Consider the following 19931-nt stretch of genomic DNA (forward strand, 5'->3'; position numbering starts at 1 on the left):
GTTATAGGATGGCCAGTTTTACTGGGTTTGTTTCTACCTAATGTGGTTGTTGGTTTTCCGACATCGACTTTTCTAATGAAGGCCTCTGAGAAACTAGAGAGTATTGCAACTTTGGAGGCTACTGGAATTTGCGTTTTGGAATATTTGTTCTTTGTCTGGATGTTGGGCGGCTCCCGATTTCTGGCTACTCCGGGAAAAATGCTTGATGGGCTAAAGTGTGGTCAATCGTCAATTTGGGCGTATTTGTTGCCTCTTCTCTTCTAATAGTATTGCGGTGGGTAAAAGCTGTAAAATTTTCTTAAATATTTATGGTGGTACTATGGAGGTTTTGACTAGCCATCTAACTAAAAAACATCGAATAACTGGCTAGCCAAGATGAGTTGGAACCTGAGGAATTTTGGGGGTGTTTAATTATTGTTTACGTTGAAATACCCAAAGGTCGGGTAAATGCCATCTTCATAACATGTATCTAAAACATAAAAACTAGCTTTTTTTCCGGCAAAAAATGCCGCGGTTAATAAGCTTAAAGTTTCTTGGCCATTTTTGGCATCTTTACTCCAGCGTATCGAATTGCTGCTGCAGCTATCTGGGCCAACTTTTTGATCCAGGTAGACATAGCAGGTAGCGTTATTCATGTGGCAGCCTACCTTGTTAATAGTGGCATCGTCAGACATGCCCGCAGCGAAGGCGCCTTTTGATAAGGTCATCACAATTAATGCAATCAGAAATTTGAGTTTCATGGAAGCCTCCAATTTGAAGTGTTGTTATCATAGCTTCTGAAGGATATAGAAAGTTCTATAAATAGCAAATTTTAAATCTGTATATTTTTGTATTATGCGAAGTTGCGATTTGAGTCATATACTTTTAACCGGAGCATTAGGTCATACTTGGTATGCAGGTGCCAGGTTGTGGGTGTTGTGAGATGTATATCTCAGTAAGGCGCTGAAGTAAAGGCGGTCTTGGGTAGGTGTTTGATTCTAGATCTAGGGACCCTCTGATCAACGAAGCATTTTTCTAGAATTAAGCTACACTGCTTGAAAAATTCACTTTATTACGCTCAAACGCGTAATTTTCGCGTAATAGTCCCCTAATTTTTCATCTGAAATCCTCAATAGGCGGATTTCAGGCGCCCCCCCTAGGTAGCCAAGTATTTTCTCCCTATTAATAAGTTGGTAAAGCCTGCCAGTAAGCACAGCCTCTCAGTATTTTTTACCAGTCCCCGATAGCGGACCTTGTCATAACCAAATACCTGTTTGATGTAGCGGAAGGGGTGCTCGACCTTCGCTCTTATCTGCGCCTTGATCTTTTCCGCTTTACGGAGTGCATCACGCCCTGGAAGAGTTTTTAGCTTGCTCGGCTTCATTGCTATATACCAATCCGCCTCCCGCTCTTTCAACTCTTCACGTTTCTCCGCACCAATGTACCCAGAGTCTCCCCAGATTCTTTTCTCCTCCCCGTGGAGAACTCGCTCTGTGGTTGTGACATCATGCGAATTCGCTGCTGTTGTATCTATGCTATGTATTACTCCGAGCACATCATCAACCCCGATATGCATTTTCATCCCAAAATGCCATTGATTGCCTTTCTTTGTTTGATGCATTTCCGGATCACGTTCTTTCTTTTCATTCTTAGTTGAAGTTGGCGCAGAGATAATAGTGGCATCTACAATCGTGCCTTCACGCAGTACCATGCCATTCTCAGCAAGATGTTTGTTGATTTCATCAAAAAGAGCTGCACCTAGCTGATTGAGCTCCAGTAAGTGGCGAAAGTTAAGAATCGTTGTTTCATCGGGAATTGGGCTACTCAAAGTCAATCCAGCAAAACTACGCATGGATTCAATTTCATACAGTGCATCTTCCATAGCGGGATCACTGAGATTGTAAAATAGCTGCATGCAATGAATACGAAGCATGACACTCAATGGATATGGCTGTCGGCCACGTTTGCCTTGTGGGTAACAAGGAGTGATCTGAGCTTCTAGTCGCTGCCATGGGATGAGGATTTCCATTTGAGAAAGAAACTTCTCTCGCCGAGTTATACGGCGCTTTAGCTTATATTCTGCTTCGGCAAAGGTGACTTGGTGCATGATTCATCGTAGTCTTGATGGGTAGGTGAATATTACCAAATTGACTCAGAATTATTCAGAGGTTCCCTAGAGAATAAATATATACGGCTAATATAAATGAGATACATTTTAATATCTGAGGAATGCTTGAGTAAGGGTGTGCTAATCCTGAGTAAATTTTTAGCAGGTTTATTTTTAAAAATTCCTGAGGCTAAAGTTAAAGTTTTATGTTGTGTGAGATGTTTTCGTTTGGGCTCTTTGTAATTTATAGATGGAACGTTTGTTTTATGTTTTACCTGCTAAAAAAGTATGACTGCAAACTTCTAAGTAAATACAGCTTTTAATCTCTACCAAATAGAGGTGTAGGTGGGGCTGTTGAACGTGTGTCGAAAGATTTATTTTAAAATGATTTGCGGTAGCTTTTTGTTTTGTCGTACTATTTTGGGGTGACCTCTTTTAGAGCGGTGTTGGCCTAATAGAGTTAACGAAATATTAGTAACTTTCTCCTTGGTGAGCGTCACTTTGTCGATGTGAGAATAAAATTTGTACGGTTTGGGATTGGGAAGTTTATGTTGAAGAGTATTAAGAAACTACCTTTTGTTGGGAGCCTGTTGCTTGCTTTGATAGGTGGTGCTGTGTCGGCTCAAGAAGAGATGACGGCCGCGGCTGACTTGAAAGAGCCTGAATTGCTTATATTGCATGGAGAAATTGCTACTCCAATAATTATTCCGCCCGGAAATGTTGTGCCTGATCATATAGAGGCATTTGGTTTTTATCACTCAGGTAAGTACGTCGATTATATTTCTGAGGTTGCTCCTTTTTCTACGTTCATTAACCTCCATTGGAGTAATGTGGATGAGAAGTTAGCCGAGGCCAAAAGACATGGGGTTAAAGTGTGGGTGGAGTTAGGGCCTATCTTTTTTAATACGAGTTCAGGTCATACTAGGCAGGAAGATTACCTTGAGCTGTGGGAGAGTGCCAAAGAAAAATTAAAGCCATACGAAGATATTATCTATGCATTAGATCCTCTGGATGAACCCTTCAATCGGTCAAGTATGAGCTATGGAGAGGTTAAAGAATATTTGGATGAAATTGGTCTTATTTTGATGCGGGACTTTCCCGATGCATATAGAGCTTTAACTTTTACAGAGAAAAGTGTTGAAGAGATATTGTTTTGGCAGCGTATTGTAGGTTGGGATCCTATCAATCAGGTTTGGGAGTTTAGTGAGTATAGTGAATATATGCCTATTAATTACAATTTGTTTGGGGTGGATAAGTATAAAGGCGTCAACTTTCAGGGCGGAATGACTGACCTTTTGAGAGAAAATGTAGAGAAAGTAAGGGAACATACGGGCGCTTTGCAAGATGCTAAATTTTACATAATCCCTCGTGCATTTATGACTGACAACACAACTTATGGCTATCTTACGGAAGAGCAATTGATAACAAGAGCTCAGCAAGCTTATGATCATGCTGTAAGGAATGAAGATGTGATCGCCATTTATCCATTTGCTTGGCCTGAAGTGTATGCAAGTAAAGGGACTCTTTATGGGCCGCGTTATGTACCAGAAGTAGAAGAGCAGTACCGAAAAATTGGTAAAGCGGTTAAATTATTTCGAGATTAATTGATACTCTATGCAGGCTTTGTTGTTTTAAGTGTTGCATAGAGTATAATTTTCATGTTTTTGCCTTCACAATTTTAAGATCCTTACAAATTGATGTCTATATTATTTGTTAGGTATGGGTTGTCAAGTTAATTTTTCTGGCTTGATGGTGTATGTGTTTGTATTTTTAAGGCTGATAAATTTTCTATTTTAGGGGTGGGCTTAGTGGTGGTGATATTTATCGTTACGTCAATTTTTGAAGGGCCTTTAGTGCCTTTTAGATGCCAGTGATTTTTATGATATTTTCGATTTGGCGTTGGTAAATATTTTTTGGGAAGTTTTGAGTTGGTAGGAGAGGCCTGCCGCCATTTAGCTTTTCTAAAAGCGTCATTTATTTTAATTCCAGCCTCCATTTCGGAGGCTGGGGAACATATTACTCTTCATTCCAGATTTGAAGGGAGATTAGCTCCGCACGAGAGGTGCTACAAGTATCTTCTACGTAAACCTTGACGGGCTTTTGGGCCATTTGTGCAGCTAGTGCGATAGATAATATATGGTCCATCATCGCATTGTTATCTTTGCTAACAAAAACACTCCAGCCCCATTCGCAGCCTGGATTTGTTCCATCGTAAGTTATTTCTCTGTCGAACTTTATCACGATGCCATTTTTACCCCATGCACTTTCAATCATTTTAATGTAGAGTTTATTATCTGATTCAGATTGCACGCCGGCCTGGGTAAACATCGGTAGTAAGCAAATAAAAAGGGTTATTATTACTCTCATGCTTTGAAGTCCTTGCTTGAATTTGAAAGTCTGCGAAATATACTCTGTTTTATAGTTATTTCAAGGTCTTATAAATTCTGGAGAGGGTTGTATACTTGTGTTTGTAATCCTGTAAGGTAGCCTTTTGGATTGCTTATTTAGTTCGTGTATTACTAGAGGGTAAGATAAGTTTGCAGGAAAGAATATTTTCTAGGCGATACTTTGGGCCTAAATAATCTTTCTATTTCTTTGTTGTGCTCTGGGTTTATAACACTGCCATGATTTTCATTCTCAAATATACGCTTTCTTAAGGTTAGGCTGTTGTGGTTACGAGACTTCGGTCTTTTTACTAGTTGATAAAAGACTTTTACTGCACAAGTTGAAACAACTTCACTGCAAGTCTCCTCGCCACCAATAAATACACGCTTTTTCCCGAATCGGCATTGCGCACTTCATAGACTAATTCACTCAGTATTTTCTGGGGTATGAGAGAGTGAGTGCTACGTTATTCCATCATTGCACTGTTGTTAGTCGGAATGGAGGTTGTAGGCTCAGCAGTTTCATCATTGTTAATTTGCGGTAGGCACTAAGAGTACTTTTTGTGTTTTTCGAGGTGGTAGTCTACTTTTCCACCTAAAAAAGAGCTCTTCAGGGGATTGTGGTGGCTGCTGAATAGCAACTTCTGCGGTGTAGCCAGATAGTAACACCATAATGAATATGTGCTGTTTCCGCTACTATATTTTTTTCGTTTCCTGTGGTTTTAAAGGTTAATTTTTGTTAGGATGCCGCGTCAATTTTTAAGTTGCTGGTTAATTATTATACTGGGCTTAATAAGTGCTAAGTAATTGTCCAATACTGTCGGGGCGGCTGAAAAATTTTGTTTGTTAGAAGCTAAACGATATAGAGAGTTAAACCGTACGGTATCAAAGGTTATTTGGGGCTGAAAAGTAGCAGCTACTAAAGAAAGATTTAGCATTCATTATTGGGGATTACATGAAGCTCAATTCAAACTATTTAGTTCAAACTATGCTAATGGGGCTCGCCCTATTTGGTGGTGGTGCATATTCAAGTGCGTCCACTATTACACCTAGCAGTATTCACTCTAGTGAAATTTCATTAGTTGATAATGAGAGTGTTGATACACTACGTGTCAGGCCTGCTAATTCTAATGGAATTTCTTGGAATCAATTTAACACCTTCTCTGTATCCGGTCAGCCACTGCAATTATTAAACATTCCCGGGTTGCTAGAGGATTCTACGCCTGTTGAGGCGGCTTCCTTAATTGTAATTATCGCTGATCGTATAAGCCTAAGCGGCCTCGTAGAAGTAATGGGGGCACCAGCAGATGTGTTGTTTTTATCCAAGGATGAAAACGGTAGTATTAACTGTCTAAACTGTAGTTTTAGTAATATCCCACGAATCACAATGGCTGCTGCTCAGCCGTCAAAGACAATTAGTGATAATGTTGCAGATATTGGCGAGCTAACAGCCACCAGTGGTTCCATCAGTCTTTCAGGGATGAGCGCTCCCGGAGCATTGTTGGTAGAAACCCTATCCGATGAGCTATTCATTAGTGGAGCCCTAGATATTCACCAGCCGGCCAGTAAAGATAGTAACGGCCTCGTTCCTGATGAAAATGGCAACTACCTACTGGGAACAGGTCTGGTAAATGCCATGGCTGGCGACATAAGCTGGAATTATGATTTACAAAAGATAGAAAATATTATTCCGAAATCTGGGGCGGTATCCCAGAAGCTGGAAGGATCAATTAGGGCTGCGGCTGTCAAGCTCACTACCGCAAATTGTTTAACACTTGATACTGAGATTGATACCACCTCTGATTTCTTATCATCAGTACGTTACCAGAATCAGGTTGTGCTCTCTGGAGAGTCTGTAGAGGTACAAACTTTTGGGGTATGTGACACGACTGTTACGGAAGATATGACCAGTAATGGTGATATTACTATCAAGTCCAATGGTTCCCTATTGTTTCCTTCCTCAAATGTGAATATTGAGGGTAAGGGCGTAACGGCAATTGCAAATGGGCGACTTGAAAACAAATCTGAAATTTTTGCACATACGCTTAAGGTTGCCTCCGATGAAATTGTGAATTTCGGCCTGCTGGAAGGGGGAAGTACTTTATCGGCGTGGGCAGACAATAATGTCTACAATCAGTTTGGAGGTAAAATTACCGGAGGAGTTGTAGACGTACAATCTCAAAACGGTTTTGTAAGAAATGGCTCTCGCACTCCTTATCTACCAAATGAATCTTCCGTAGATGACTTGCTAACATTTTATGCTGGCGATTTAACTTTAGAAAAGCCGGAAACCTCTGAATTTGGCACCTATTATCGATCTGGGATAAATGTAAGCACGACGAGTAATTTTTCACAGCCTTCAGATACATCCGCTCATATTATTGGTGAATATGTCCGGATTAAAGCGAAAGGGGTTGAAAATATTAATCCCTACTGGGAGAAAGTTTCCGACGATAAGACCACTGTTCTCCTGAGAAGTCTGGTAAATCAGACCACTATTTCAGGTGAAAATGGTATAGAAATTCAAGCCCAGAATTACCTGTTAAACTCATCAGCGGTATTGCGACTAAATAAGGGTAGTGGAACTCTTAAATTAGAAGGTAAATATATTGTTAATGAGCGATATAGAAACTTAACCCTTTTAGATCAGACTTACTACACTATCTTGGATGGTAATACTACAGAAAATATTGAAACCTACGAAACTAGGGCGTATACATATTCCCCACCAGGGATCATAGTATCACTTGGTGATTTAGAAACCTATGCTACAGCAGGGTTGGTGAATAACGCTGCTTATTTAGAGGTTTATGGGCAAGCACTATTTGATACACCTGTCGTTCATGATTATGGTATCTCGCATAAAGCAATTAGCAAAGAGACTGCCACGACAAAGGTTTATTTGTGCGAAGATTCAAGAGGTCCGGGAACAGTCTTTGTTCCGTGCTTCGGTGGTGATGATTATGTACCGGTAATGTCTGGCAATGAAATTGTTGTTGCTGAACCTAAAGATGCTGACTCACTATTTTTTGTGCATGGGAATGTTAAAGGTAGTGGCGAGTTTGAAAGTATAACTCACAATACTTTTGATGGGTTTCAAGAGGTGGCAATCGCCGATCTATTTGAAAGCCATGCGCCTGAATGGTGGGAAGACGAATACTACTATATGTCACCTTTGGCTTTTGGGCCTGTTGATGGAAAGATTCCAGTTCTTGGCGGTGGCTACATAACTGACCAATCATTTACAACTGATATTCAAATGTTTGAAGATACACTTGAATTATTCTGGATACATGATTGGTATTACGAGTCAACGGAATCAAGTTGCAGCACCAGTACTTGTATGCCAATTACTATCCCGAGTGGTGATAGAAATAAAACTGAAAGTGAAACCTTCTCTTTGTTTGAAATAATGAAAGATATGTACAATTCAATTAAGAGTACTATTTCTGACTTTGTTTCTGAATTTGATTGGTGGAGTTAAGGAGTAGGTGAAGATAATGAGTCAAGATAATTCCACTGTCACCAGTTGTAAAAAGAGAATAGGGATGCGCTTCTTTACCCACTTGGTCGCTTTCTGTTTCCTGTTTCAGACGATGTTACCGGCTTATGCGGCAGCTTTGTCATCAGGGCAAATTCAGCAAGTTCTGGATTCCATTGCGGAAATTGAGTTTTCTACCACTAGTGGTAGCTATCAATATACGGCGGCGCCTTATATTGATACATCCGTTCAAGATGGATATTCCAACATCCAGGACCTTTATAAAAGATTACGGGATGAACATATTGAATCCTTAGGGTCTCCTACCTATGTACCTATTGGAGTGGGAGATATCACTACGATCCTCCCAATTTATGATAACCCAAAGTTGGTAGGGGACAGCTTTGTACAGTCACGATATGTTAGAGATCAAATACAAGAGCTTCTGGGTAGGCATTTAATTGACTCTGATAGCGCCTACTTTAAGGATGAAACCAGCCAGTTAAAGACGTTGTATGACAATGCGTTTCTCTATGCGAAGTTAGCGAGTACGACAGAGATTTACGGTGATCCAATTTCGGAAAGTAAATTTGATCGCGAAAATAGCCCTTACGATATGGTTTGGCCAGAGCGCCGGGTTATCCGCGGAGAAACAGTAATTGTCCCTGTTGTTTATTTGACGGAGCAAACAATTGCTGAACGACGAGTGACTGATCACAGCGTCGGCTTTAATAGTAATGTTAGTTTTAGTCGTATCAATATTCAGGATGTTGATATCAAGCTTGGCCGTGAAGCATTCCTAAATGTAGCCGGTGATTTTGTAGCACAAAATAGCAGTGTTAGTGGCTGCGAGCTGGATATAGTAGTAGGTGGATCACTTCGTTTACTATCAAGTCAAGTTGATGCGTGTGGCAATTTAACAATCGATGCAGGGAGTCTTGAGGCTAGGACGCTAGTGCATCGCTATGATTTTGGTAATGAAACGGGTGGCTTCTTTGGGGAAGTAACCACTATTTCAGCTGATGGTCATTTAGTGGTGCGGAGTGGCAGTGACATCGTTCTGCAGGGAGTCACTGTATCAGCGGGTGATGAACTGACATTTGCTGCAAATGGCAATATCTATATAGGTGCGGAGAATGTTACCTCTAGCTTTGAAGGTAAGCAGGGTGGCTGGTATGTACAAAGATCAGGTGTAAGCTATTTACAGTCCAAGCTTACTGCCGGCGAGACTATTCGGTTAATCGCTGGTGGTCAGATTTATCTGGATGCTGCAGAGATTGTGAGCGATCGAGGGCATATTGAGCTGCTCGCTGCACTTGGTATTACGATCGAAGATGAACTTGAATCAACCCAATCTTACAAAAAGGGTAAGTTTGGTAAGCGTGAAATCGAGGAAGAAGTTTACCAAACGGTAGCAATTCGCTCTCTTCTAGATGCTGGTAAAAGTATCAAGTTGCATAGCGAATTTGGAGATATCACCCTAAAGGCGACGGATATTCAAAGTACCCTGGGAACTGAAGTTACGGCTACCGGTGGTAAAGTTAATCTCTTAATGACCACTGAGACGGATCACTATAGTTATAGTTCCGTTAAAGAGGGCTTATTCACTACAACTACAAAAAATAAAGGTCACTATATTGAGACTGGCATCCCCAATACCATTGTTGGTGGATTTGCGGTAGAAGCACTCAATGGAGTAACCGTAGAGTACGAAGGCGACCCCAACCTGTCTTTGGATGAGCAGGTTCAGGTTCTCAGCGAATTTCACGGTTTGGAGTGGATGGCGCAAGTTCGCCAGGAACTCACGGATGCTGAATGGCAGGCTATAGAATTAGCTCATGAGGAATGGGATGAGTCAAATACATCCCTAAATGCAGCCGCTATGGCTGTTATTACTATTATTGTTGCTATTTGTACTTATGGTGCAGGCGCAGGCATGTTAGGTGCAGGTGCTACCGCGACAGAGGCGGCAATGGCGAATGCCGCATTTACCACAATGGTAAATACTGCAACTATCGCTTCTGCAAATGCCACGGTAAATGGTGGTAGTTTTGAAGACGTCTATAAAGCCGGCTTTGAAGCTGTACTCAGTGAAGAGGGAGTAAAGTCGATTGCAACGTCTGTTGTCACTGCTGGCGTGCTAGCTTCGATAGATACTGAGTTTTTTAGTGCTAAAGAGCTAGTTGCTGAAGGTTCATCACTTGCAGGAATGAAGACTGTAGTTGTCAATGGTGTAGTAGACACGGTACCAGTATTATCTTTAACGGGGCAGGCTGTGCAAGCCGTTACGCATGCTACAGTTAGTACTGGAATTCAAAGCTTAGTGTACGGTCAAAATAGTGAAGAATTCACTGACGCGTTTATGGTGGCTCTTGCACAAAATAGCATAAACATAATAGGCAAAAATCTATCCGAAAAAATAGGCGAAGCCGCGAAAGCAGATCCGCCAAACTTAACGACCGCCGGTCAATATATTGCCCATGCTGCTGTGGGTTGCTTTACTGGAGAATTAACTGCAGCTCTTACTGAGGTAGATGAAAATAATGCTTGTGTTTCAGGTGCTGGTGGAGCCGTAATTGGAGAATTTATCGGGCAGGCTCACAGGCAAGAATTAGAAGAAGATATTGCCAAGTGGGCTAAAGATACACTTGGTGATTTTGGTACTTACACAAATGGCCAATTTGATGCTGCTATTAGAGATTTTCTTCAGCGTGGAGTAGATATGGGACGTCTCACTGCAGCGCTTGCAGCGTTTGCTGCTGGTGGAGATGTAGATATCGCTGGGAATGCAGCCCAAACAGCAGCTAAATATAATGCTACAAGTAATTGGACAGGAAAGCATTCTGTTTTTGCCTTCCAGGAGGTCGCACGCGCTAATGCAATTAAGGGGAATGGCGCATTCTTAATCTTTAATGATATTTGGGGGGCTTCTCAAAATAAAATCTTGAGGATGCTAAGGGGGGAAACGCTGGATATTAATAGCGAAAGTTTCTTCCGAGACGAGGCGTTGAAGTACCCTTCAATTTATAATAGCTTAGCTGCTGCCACAGAGCAGGCTATGATGGACCCTAATTATAATGTGGAAGCTTATTTAGCAATTCTCTTGCTTAGTATTCCTGCAAAATATAGTGAATGGATGGTGGGAGACTCTAATGTAATAGAAGAAAATTCCTTACCGGAAATGTCTGAAGCAGATCTCGCATACTTAAAAGGTTCAGCAGAGTCTGATATTAAAAATGCTTTATGGGAACTTGAAAGGAATGAGACGCGTAGACTTGAGGCGCTTGAGTATGGTGATCAATCTAGTGCTGAGTTTTATGAAGAACTAATTCTAAGAAATATTTCTAGAGTGCAAAAAGGGTTGTTGTCACACCCTACCCTAAGGGGGGTAATAGAGCAGGCGACTTTGACTCCAGCTGGAATTCCAATTGTAGATAATGGGGCAACAACAACGGTATATCCTGCTCCAGAAATGGATCAGGTTATTAATCTTGTTAAAGCAATATTAGATGGAGATACTAGTGTTGGTACCTTAGAGAATCCAAATTTGGATCTTGACTTGCCTTGGCGAACAGAAGTGTTAGTGCCAGATCAAAATCCGTTAGACTCACTAATGTTTGATGAGATGGTTGAGGTAAGTGGTGGAGTTGTAAGGCAGGGAGATCTTACGACGTTAAACTTGGGGACCACAATTCCATCTAAAGAAATATTGCGAGATAGGATGATCGATGTTTTAAATGAGGAGGGTATAGACCTTTCGGAAAATGAAATATTTATACATTCTACATCAAGTAATACTGCCTTAAATCTCGATACTGACACCATTAATTTTGGGTCAAGAGGTTTCTTTACTGCTTATGACTTTGAGACCGCAGCTATTTTTGGTGAGAGAACAGTTAATGGTACTGCCGGTGTATTGGATGCGGTCATACTTGTGCTTCCAAGAGATAGGGTGACTCGTATGGAGGGACTTGGCCAGATAACGATTAAGCCAATTGATGATATGAGTGGAAGAAATGAGATTATTTTTAATAGTTCAGCTAGAGATGAAATTATTAACTATGGTGATTTGATTCACTTAGGGCCAGATTTTTATAAACTGTAATAGGTGGGAAAATACAATGGACACTGAAAAGTACTTAGCATTAATTAATTCATATGTTATGGATAATTTTCGTTCGGTATGTAAAAGGGTCAGAGCTTTGCGCAGAGTTGGTGGCTTCGTGGCCACTCATATAGCGCCAGTGTCCATATATAGCCAAGAAAGATTACTTGTTCGAGAGTCTTCATTTTTTGATGTTAAGCAGTTAAGTTCTCTTTTGTTTAAGGAAGGGAAGGTGGCAAGTGAAATTTATATCTGTCCATTGGCAGTAAGGGGGGACGCCCTTATTATGCAGGTTGATGTTAATCAGTGGACTCCTGTTGCTGAGTTGCCTAGCGATGCTCAAATCATTAAATCGCATGGTCTCCCGTTACAAAAGTATTCGGCTCCAACTGGTAATAGCGTGTATGTGGGGTTGCCACTTTGTGAGGTGATTCCAGATGATCAGAAGTTATTTGTAGAGCCGTTAGAGCTTAAAAGTAAAACTAAGCAGGAGCGGATTAGAAGAGTTGAAGTTTCATTGAGGCAAGTACTTGAAGGTTTTGAAGTGGATGACACTTTTAAAAAATCTTTGGTGAAGGCTCTAAAGGAGCAATCCGATCATAATGTAGTATTGGGGCTCATCCAGATGGTGAGTTCAATAAAATTAGAGGGGGTAGGAAAATATTTAAGCGATTATTTATTTGATTCTAGTAGTGAAATTCGGCTAGCTGCATTTATTGCTATTACTAATGTTGAAGGTGAGTGTGTCGATCTAAAAAGTCAGTTGTTACGTTGTTTGGTAGGTGAGGAAAATATGAATGCTAGAGCGTTGATGTTTAAAAATTTGATTAAAAAAGGAATTCTAACTAAAGAATGGTTAGCGGATATTGTTTTATCAGTGGATTTGAGTAGGCGCGAAGAAAGGATGTTGAATCGTATGAAAATAGAAAGATAAATATTTAGGTAGGGTTACTTTTAGGTTTGCAGTTTGATTTAGTTGCGTATCTGAGGGTAAGGGTCGAATGGATGTTGGTGAAGTTAGGGTTTTGTAAATTTTTCTGATTGAAAGTGACAATTTAAGTGATCCTATATTTAACTTTGAAGTACATCACCCTTTAGTCTGCTGAGGTGGCCATATATTATTTCATTATCTATCTAGGCATTTTATAGTCCAATATTTTATAGGGTGATTATTTAAATGTTCAATAGCCGTGTCGGTATTTGCTTTAATCGAGGGCTTAAAGTTGGTTTTTTCTGAGAGTACTGGCGAAGCGGGGCTTTCGTATTCTCATAGAGGCCCTTCTCCCATGATGAGTATGGATACACAATATAGACCAGCGCATCGAAAACCATACTAATCTTTAAATGCAAAGCAAGGTCTTTTCAGTTATCGGTGGTAAAAAGTGTGTACTAAGTGCTTATTCGGATCAAGCACTGTAATGGTGTCCTGAGTAATTCAATTTGTTGTCTCGCGCTTAACCCGCTGAGAGAGAGTAAATTTTCTCTCACTATCTACAATAGTGAACAGTGTACCGATATTCTATTTAGTTATAACGGTATCAATTTCCTAGTCTCCGATGCGATATTTATCACCGAATAGCTTGTGGACGTTGTTCAATATTGATGGCGCTTCTGATATACCGCTCAAGTGGGCTTTCCATTTTCTCGTTTGCTGTACGGCCTATCCCGGCGCCGCAAGTTCTCGCTTAGTGACTCATCACACTACTTATCTACCCAGTTATTCGGCTAAATAGTCTCATAGCTAATTGATAGACTCTTGCGAGTCGAAAACTTATCCTGAGTTCTATTGTAACTTCAGTTTGCTCTCTGTCAGTGCAATGATCTTCGGAGGTATCTTTTTCGGATTCTGGCCTGCTATACCACTCTTCAGCCATCCGTTAAGCTAGCTTTCTACTAATGTAAACTGCTTCCCTGGCGACTCCCCTGTGGGCTCCAATCACTCCTCTTTAGCGCAGATTTGGTATCGTTGCTCTTCGGTTAGATGTCGGTAGCATTCTGTCATTACTTGATCTTTTGGCGGAGAAGAAAAGGCCGATATCGCCTTTAGAAAAATATTCTTTTCCAGATGATTAACTGATGTATTTCAGAGTTGAATATTGTATTTTTATGCTTGTGTAGTCTTTAGGTGATCATTTGTTTGGCTTGGTTGGTGTTCAGCATTGCCCAGTTAAAATTTTTGTTTACACGATGTGTAGTCTGTAGTGCGAAATAAATTTCTAATCGTTTCAGTTGAGAGTGTTGTTGGTGAATTTTGTTTGTTGTCAGTGTGGATGTTTAGGCCGTAGTTAATTAATCTTTAGCTCTTAATGGCGGTGTTTCTTGAATCTATTTTTCGGTTTGGTTTTGATAAAAGTTTTGTGGGAAATTTTGAATTAGTAACGTAAATCTACGCCACTTAACTTTTTTGTCATTTATTTGAATTCCAACTTTTATTTTTTAGTTGGTGGATATGTTAATCTTCATTCCAGGTTTGAACCGGTGGCTAGCTCTGCATGAGAGGATCTACAAGTATCTTCTATGTAAATCTTAACGGGCTTTTGGGCTTTTGGGCTTTTGGGCTATTTGTGCAGTTAGTGCGATATCTAATTTATGTTTCATCGCCACATTGTTATTCCAGCTTAAAAAACGATCCAGCGCCATTCGCAGCCTGGTGCTGTTAAATCGTATATTGTTTCTCTGTCGAACTTTATTGCGATACCATTTTCACCCTGCGCACTTTCAATCTAATTAGTGTAGAGTTTATTGTCTGATTCAGATCTTACGCCAGCTTGGGCAAGTATTGGTAATAAGAAAACAAAAAGAGTAACAATTGCTCTTTTGCTTTAAAATTCCTTTTTGAGTTTGAAAGTATACTTTACATTTTGGGTGTTTTTAGGCCTTATAGATGCTGGAGATGATTGCTCTTTAGTGTTTTGGGTTTTGTGAGGCGGCCTTTCGGGGGCCTTTTTTGCTCTCAATTAAGATTGTATTACAATAGAATAAGATAGGTGTACTAGAAAGAATATTTTCTAGGTAGTACCTTAGCCTTAAATACCTTTTCTATCCCTCGATCATAGCCTGGATTAACAACACTACCGTGGTTCTCATTTTCAAATACACGCTTTTTTAGGGTAAGGCTATTGTAGTTACGAGACTTTAGTCTTTTTACTAGTTGAGAGAAGTCTTTTACTGCACAAACTGAGTCGATTTCACTACAAGTCTCCTCACCACCAATAAATAAATACACACTTTTTCCTAAATCGGCATTGCGTTCTGCATAGGCCAATTCACTATCTAAAATTTGCTTATCGGCCCACCAAATACTGGGGCTTCCAATAACATATCGGTCAAAGCTATTGGTGTGGTTAAAAAGTGCATGGAGAGCCAGAAGCCCACCCAGGGAATGGCCCACTAGGGTTTCGTCTTCTTCGTTACCTTTAAAATTATTATTGATAAAGGGTTTTAGTTCCTCTTCGATAAACTCAAGAAAGTGATCGGCGCCTCCACCGAGTTCGGCACCTTTGATCACACCAGGCACGGGGGTGAAATCCATTACTCGCTGAGAAAAATTCGGGCTGTCAAAAGCGTGGGAGATACCTACCAGAATTACAGGGGGCATTTTGACATTGCCAAACTCATCGGGAACCTGTTCCTGAAGAAGGTTAGGGGCTGTCATAGGGAAATGCAGAAAGCCATCGGTCATATAAATGACTGGATAGCGATCGGTGTTTTCCGGGGTGTACGAGAGAGGCAGCATTATATCGATAATGTACTCACGCTCTAGTAAATCAGAGTAAAAGTTGTAGGACAGTATCCCCGGGCGGGTGAAAGTTGTGGGTTCGGCACTGCCGGCCACTGCCAGCTGGCAAAAGGCACTAAGAATACCTATCACTAATAATCTAATTATTTTCATTGCTATCCCTGAGGGGCGCTGAAACTTACCTGTTATCGCCCTGCTTACTAAAGGTATCTATATGAAAGCCTAACAGATAGGTAAAGGGAGTCGCTAGCTGGGGAGGGGGTTACTGCCGCAGGAATCACTCTGCATCGCAAATTTTTGCTCAAGAAGTGGTCGTAATCACAGAAATAGGGATATTGCACGTGGAAACCACATCCACTGAGAAGAGGATTGGCAGGAAGGGAATGTCCCTTCCCAGGTTCAGGCAATGACGTTTTTAGTGTTGTATAGGTGCTGGGCCATCCGTAGGGAGCCGACTTCACCGGATCTTCCCACTAGTTTTGGTGCAACGATATACCGTTCAATATTACTTTCTGAGACTTGGGGAAAGTAACCACCGGCTAAGCATAGGAATTTTTGCCTTATGCGGTTGAATAGGTGCGCCTGTATCATCACTCCGCCCCCCAGTATGATCCGCTGTGGTGAGTAGCAGCTGGTAAGGTTGACGCACATAGTGGCCAGATACTCCGCCTCCAGGTCCCAGGCCGGATGGTGTTGTTCCAGGTGTTGGCCACGCAGTCCCCAACGCTCCTCTATCGCAGGGCCTGAAGCCAGTCCTTCAAGGCAGTTGTTATGAAATGGGCAGTTGCCTTTAAAAGAATCCTTTTGGCTGTCTCTAGGCATCAGCATATGCCCAATTTCCGGGTGCATAGATCCATTGATCAGCTGCCCGTCGATCATAATGCCGGCGCCGATACCGGTACCGATGGTGACGTAGACAAAGTTCTTAACATCTGTTGCAGCGCCGCAGAGGTGTTCTCCAAGGGCGGCGCCATTAACATCTGTATCGAAAGCAACTGGTACTGATAGGGCTTGGCTGAAGTAGCCTGCCATATTGGTATTGGACCAGCCAGCTTTAGGTGTTTGGGTGATATAGCCATAGTAGGCGGATTCTGGGTCCAGGTTTACCGGACCAAAGCTGGCTATGCCCAGCGCAGAAACAGTGCCGTGGCGCTGACTGCTTTCGTGAAAAAACTGAGCGACCTTGGATAGCGTATGTTCTGGATCGGTGGTTGGGAAGCTGGCTCGCTCACGGATGTCATTAATCCCAGCGGCTACCACACAGTTAAATTTGGTACCACCGGCTTCAATTCCGCCGAGCAAGGTATCTACCGCATTGCCTTGCATTTCCATCCTAATCCGCTCCCCGGGTTACATAAGTTATTCGTATTATCAGTTGATGGTTTCCGAAATTACACTACTGATAGTTTATAGCTGGTTATATTGTTTCTTAAAGAAAAAAACCGAGCGCCGGTGGGGGCCAGACGCTCGGGGTTTGCAAAGCTATGGGCAGAACTGCAAACCACTTACTAGAGTAGGGAAGAACAACGATCAAAAAGCGTAATTGAAACTGACGCTGGTGGAGCGGCCACTGATAGCCCGTCCGCGTACTATGTCTCCAACTTCTGCGTAAGACTCTTCAACTTCGGTAACAACAAATTCATCGGTTAGGTTGTTTACATTAAAGGAAACGGTAAGGTCTTCTGTCAGGTAATAAGAACCAAACAGATTGACCAGGACATAACCTTCCTGTTTCAACTGGTTGGAGTCAGAAACAAAATATTCTGTAGACCCTTGGAGGCTTGCACCAAATGTAAAGTCATCGCCAAAGTTATATTGCGGTGTAATCGTGTAAATGAAATCTGCTTGGCGGCGCGGCGTATTACCTACGACAGAACTGTCGTTGGCATCTTTTGAAATTTCGGCGTCGGTCCAGGTGAGGTTTCCATTTACGGAAAAGTCTCCATAACTGTAGGCTGCTTCCAGCTCGATTCCTTGGGCTTCATACTCGCGTACAAACGTTAAGCCGCTAGTGATTTCTGCATTGGTCTCTTCAGTGACCGTATTGAAGTAAGTTGCAAAGAAATCCAGATCGCCGGTTGAGAGTTTGTATCCAATTTCCAGCTGGTCCACAGAGTCGAAGCCATCGGTGGTGTCGGTTAGGCTTCCGTCACTGTTGAGGGCGCCGCTAATTTGTAGAAGCCGATCGGCAATTGCTCGGCCACCCTCGCTGTAGCGGGCAAAAATAGCCATGCTGTCGTTGAGAATATAATTTCCACCGAGAGAGAAAGAGGTGTTGTCTGCATCGTAGTCAACGAGCTGGGTGGATCCATTGGCCATTGTGATGACGCCGCCGGTGAATCCAAAAGCATCGGAAGCGCTAGCACTTTCCACATCGCTGATAATACCATCGCCATTCAGATCGTAGTCTGTATCACCACCGCAGCAGCTGGAAACCAGGGAGCCTTTGGCGTTGACCATATCGTGGCGGGCGCTGACATCGAAGGTAAAGTCGCCGATGTCGATCGCCACATTCATATAGGGTGCATAAGTTTCATATTCCAGGTCCCAGGCCCAGGAAAGAAAGCTTGCAGACCAGACCCCATCATCTACCAGTACATCTCCGTTGGCATTGGCAGTTATGGTGAGGTTTTCAGAATTGCTGCCGTCAACAGTTTGAACTAGGGCATTCCAACTATTCCAGCTGGTTTTGATATTTTGGTTGGAGTAATAGAACCCACCGGAAACAACAATATTATCGCCAATTAATTTATCGACTTTAAAGTCGTTAACTATCAGACCCAAATCGTGTATTTCTGTATCAAAGAGCAGGTCGACATAGGCGAGGCCTTCGGCCTCTTCACCATTGGCATAAGCCACCGTTGTGCCGGCGCTACAGTCTATGGCCTCTCCGCTACTGCCTACGGCATTTGCACAAATGGTATCAGCCATATCCTGTGTGGATTGTGGTCCGTAATCGCCGAAAGTATCGGTAAAGGGGGAAATAAAGCTGCCGCTAACATCAGAAATTCTGAATTTGTCGGTAACAGTCCAGCCATCATTAAATTCGAATTTGGTTTCAAAGCCATAGGCTTCCACCAGTGATTCGATACCGTCGGATAAGTCGCGGGTTACCGGATTGCCGTAGGCATCAAAAGTGGAAATGTATCGATAATTATCGGAATGCAGGGTTTGGCTGCTGGCATCGAAGTTGGCAACCGTGCCGAATTCACCATCGCCTTTATAGGTTACAGGGCCAGGAAGATAAGTTGTTACCCGGTCATCGAGATGTTTGTAATAGAGGCGGACATAACCGTTATCAAACTCTTTGGTGAGGTTGGCCTTGAGTTGGCCGCCGGAATCCCCATCAAAGCCGGTCTCGCGGATGCCTTCCCCCTCTCTTAAAAATCCGCCGACATAGAATCGCAAAGAATCATTCAAGTGGTGGCCATAGCCAAAGTCCAGGCGGGATTCATCGTAGTCCGCACCAAACGAAAGTCCTACATTACCACCTTCTTCTTCGCCGGTATTGCTGATCATATTGATCACACCGCCAGGGGAATTACTGGCAAAGGTGGAGGCAGAGCCGCCGCGTACGCTTTCTATACGTGCGAGAGAGGAGTCGGTGCGAACAAAGTTGTCAGTGTTACCGAAATTAATATCGCCGTATTCTAATACAGGCAATCCGTCTTCTTGGATTTGCATATATTTGGAGCCGCCAGTTGCCAGGGGAATACCCCTAACGGTGATATTTGCATTGCCGCCGCCACCGGAGGATTCCGCCCGAATACCGGGTAAGCTGCGGAACAGCTCTGCGGTAGAGCGCGGGGCGTACTTCGCCATTTCCTCAGTGTCCAGTGCACTAACGGATACGCTGGATTCCATCTTGGTAACCGGTCGGGCGGTTGCGGTAACCATCACCTCTTCAATTTCCGGCATTTCCTCAGCTGTTGCCGGTACCGCAACGCTGGAGGCCATGGCAACTGCCAGGGCTATGGAGTGTGGTTTAAAGTGTTTCTGTGTCTCTGAACCTGCTTGGAAGCCCTCTGCAATCACGGCGCTCTCCTCAATCATCTCTTATGGTTATTAGATTTTTCACGGCCCGTTCTCTGCGGGCTCGAGACTCTCTTCCTGTTACCGCATGGGTGGGACCTCTC

The 19931-nt window shown here is 42.5% G+C and carries 11 protein-coding genes; 4 read left to right on the top strand and 7 right to left on the bottom strand.

Going from position 1 to position 19931, the window contains the following annotated elements; all coding sequences use genetic code 11:
• Nucleotides 1–407: 407 nt before the first annotated feature.
• Complete coding sequence (locus ACJJI8_RS13285) at nucleotides 408–740, bottom strand: hypothetical protein (protein ID WP_444932660.1); 333 nt, start codon at nucleotides 738–740, stop codon at nucleotides 408–410.
• A gap of 395 nt (nucleotides 741–1135) precedes the next feature.
• The gene (locus tag ACJJI8_RS13290; RefSeq protein ID WP_444932661.1) at nucleotides 1136–2086 is read right to left on the bottom strand and encodes an IS5 family transposase; all 951 of its coding nucleotides are present in this window, start codon (nucleotides 2084–2086) and stop codon (nucleotides 1136–1138) included.
• Nucleotides 2087–2634: 548 nt separating this feature from the next.
• Between ACJJI8_RS13290 and ACJJI8_RS13295 the strand changes: the two genes are divergently transcribed.
• On the top strand, nucleotides 2635–3690 hold the full coding sequence (locus tag ACJJI8_RS13295) for a hypothetical protein (RefSeq protein ID WP_444932662.1): 1056 nt from the start codon (nucleotides 2635–2637) through the stop codon (nucleotides 3688–3690).
• Between the two features lie 128 nt (nucleotides 3691–3818).
• Here the strand turns inward: ACJJI8_RS13295 and ACJJI8_RS13300 are convergent, their stop codons facing one another.
• Together ACJJI8_RS13300 and ACJJI8_RS13305 are read right to left on the bottom strand one after the other, a co-directional pair.
• Nucleotides 3819–4082, bottom strand: coding sequence for a hypothetical protein (locus ACJJI8_RS13300; protein WP_444932663.1), 264 nt, complete (start codon nucleotides 4080–4082; stop codon nucleotides 3819–3821).
• Nucleotides 4083–4102: 20 nt separating this feature from the next.
• Nucleotides 4103–4453, bottom strand: coding sequence for a hypothetical protein (locus ACJJI8_RS13305; protein ID WP_444932664.1), 351 nt, complete (start codon nucleotides 4451–4453; stop codon nucleotides 4103–4105).
• 972 nt (nucleotides 4454–5425) lie between these two features.
• Here ACJJI8_RS13305 and ACJJI8_RS13310 point away from each other — a divergent pair.
• Genes ACJJI8_RS13310 through ACJJI8_RS13320 form a run of 3 tightly spaced genes read left to right on the top strand, consistent with a single transcriptional unit; the run spans nucleotide 5426 to nucleotide 12990 of the window.
• The gene (locus ACJJI8_RS13310) at nucleotides 5426–7954 is read left to right on the top strand and encodes a hypothetical protein (protein WP_444932665.1); all 2529 of its coding nucleotides are present in this window, start codon (nucleotides 5426–5428) and stop codon (nucleotides 7952–7954) included.
• A 16-nt stretch (nucleotides 7955–7970) separates the two neighbouring features.
• On the top strand, nucleotides 7971–12056 hold the full coding sequence (locus tag ACJJI8_RS13315) for a DUF637 domain-containing protein (protein ID WP_444932666.1): 4086 nt from the start codon (nucleotides 7971–7973) through the stop codon (nucleotides 12054–12056).
• A gap of 16 nt (nucleotides 12057–12072) precedes the next feature.
• Nucleotides 12073–12990 (top strand): hypothetical protein, encoded by a 918-nt coding sequence (locus ACJJI8_RS13320; RefSeq protein ID WP_444932667.1) that lies wholly within the window; start codon nucleotides 12073–12075, stop codon nucleotides 12988–12990.
• Nucleotides 12991–15048: 2058 nt separating this feature from the next.
• Here the strand turns inward: ACJJI8_RS13320 and ACJJI8_RS13325 are convergent.
• The 3 genes from ACJJI8_RS13325 to ACJJI8_RS13335 form a co-directional block, all read right to left on the bottom strand.
• Complete coding sequence (locus ACJJI8_RS13325; RefSeq protein WP_444932668.1) at nucleotides 15049–15948, bottom strand: alpha/beta hydrolase; 900 nt, start codon at nucleotides 15946–15948, stop codon at nucleotides 15049–15051.
• A gap of 246 nt (nucleotides 15949–16194) precedes the next feature.
• Nucleotides 16195–17127 (bottom strand): ROK family protein, encoded by a 933-nt coding sequence (locus tag ACJJI8_RS13330; protein WP_444916003.1) that lies wholly within the window; start codon nucleotides 17125–17127, stop codon nucleotides 16195–16197.
• Nucleotides 17128–17325: 198 nt separating this feature from the next.
• Nucleotides 17326–19830 (bottom strand): TonB-dependent receptor, encoded by a 2505-nt coding sequence (locus ACJJI8_RS13335; protein WP_444932669.1) that lies wholly within the window; start codon nucleotides 19828–19830, stop codon nucleotides 17326–17328.
• Nucleotides 19831–19931: the final 101 nt, after the last annotated feature.

The organism is Microbulbifer maximicatervae (SeqCode), assembly GCF_052467695.1.

Bases quoted from the DNA above. Each gene is read 5' to 3' on its own strand.
- ACJJI8_RS13290 (WP_444932661.1), bottom strand. From the start codon at position 2,086: ATGCACCAAGTCACCTTTGCCGAAGCAGAATATAAGCTAAAGCGCCGT.
- ACJJI8_RS13295 (WP_444932662.1), top strand. From the start codon at position 2,635: ATGTTGAAGAGTATTAAGAAACTACCTTTTGTTGGGAGCCTGTTGCTT.
- ACJJI8_RS13305 (WP_444932664.1), bottom strand. From the start codon at position 4,453: ATGAGAGTAATAATAACCCTTTTTATTTGCTTACTACCGATGTTTACC.
- ACJJI8_RS13330 (WP_444916003.1), bottom strand. From the start codon at position 17,127: ATGGAAATGCAAGGCAATGCGGTAGATACCTTGCTCGGCGGAATTGAA.
- ACJJI8_RS13300 (WP_444932663.1), bottom strand. From the start codon at position 4,082: ATGGAGGCTGGAATTAAAATAAATGACGCTTTTAGAAAAGCTAAATGG.
- ACJJI8_RS13310 (WP_444932665.1), top strand. From the start codon at position 5,426: ATGAAGCTCAATTCAAACTATTTAGTTCAAACTATGCTAATGGGGCTC.
- ACJJI8_RS13325 (WP_444932668.1), bottom strand. From the start codon at position 15,948: ATGAAAATAATTAGATTATTAGTGATAGGTATTCTTAGTGCCTTTTGC.
- ACJJI8_RS13320 (WP_444932667.1), top strand. From the start codon at position 12,073: ATGGACACTGAAAAGTACTTAGCATTAATTAATTCATATGTTATGGAT.
- ACJJI8_RS13315 (WP_444932666.1), top strand. From the start codon at position 7,971: ATGAGTCAAGATAATTCCACTGTCACCAGTTGTAAAAAGAGAATAGGG.
- ACJJI8_RS13285 (WP_444932660.1), bottom strand. From the start codon at position 740: ATGAAACTCAAATTTCTGATTGCATTAATTGTGATGACCTTATCAAAA.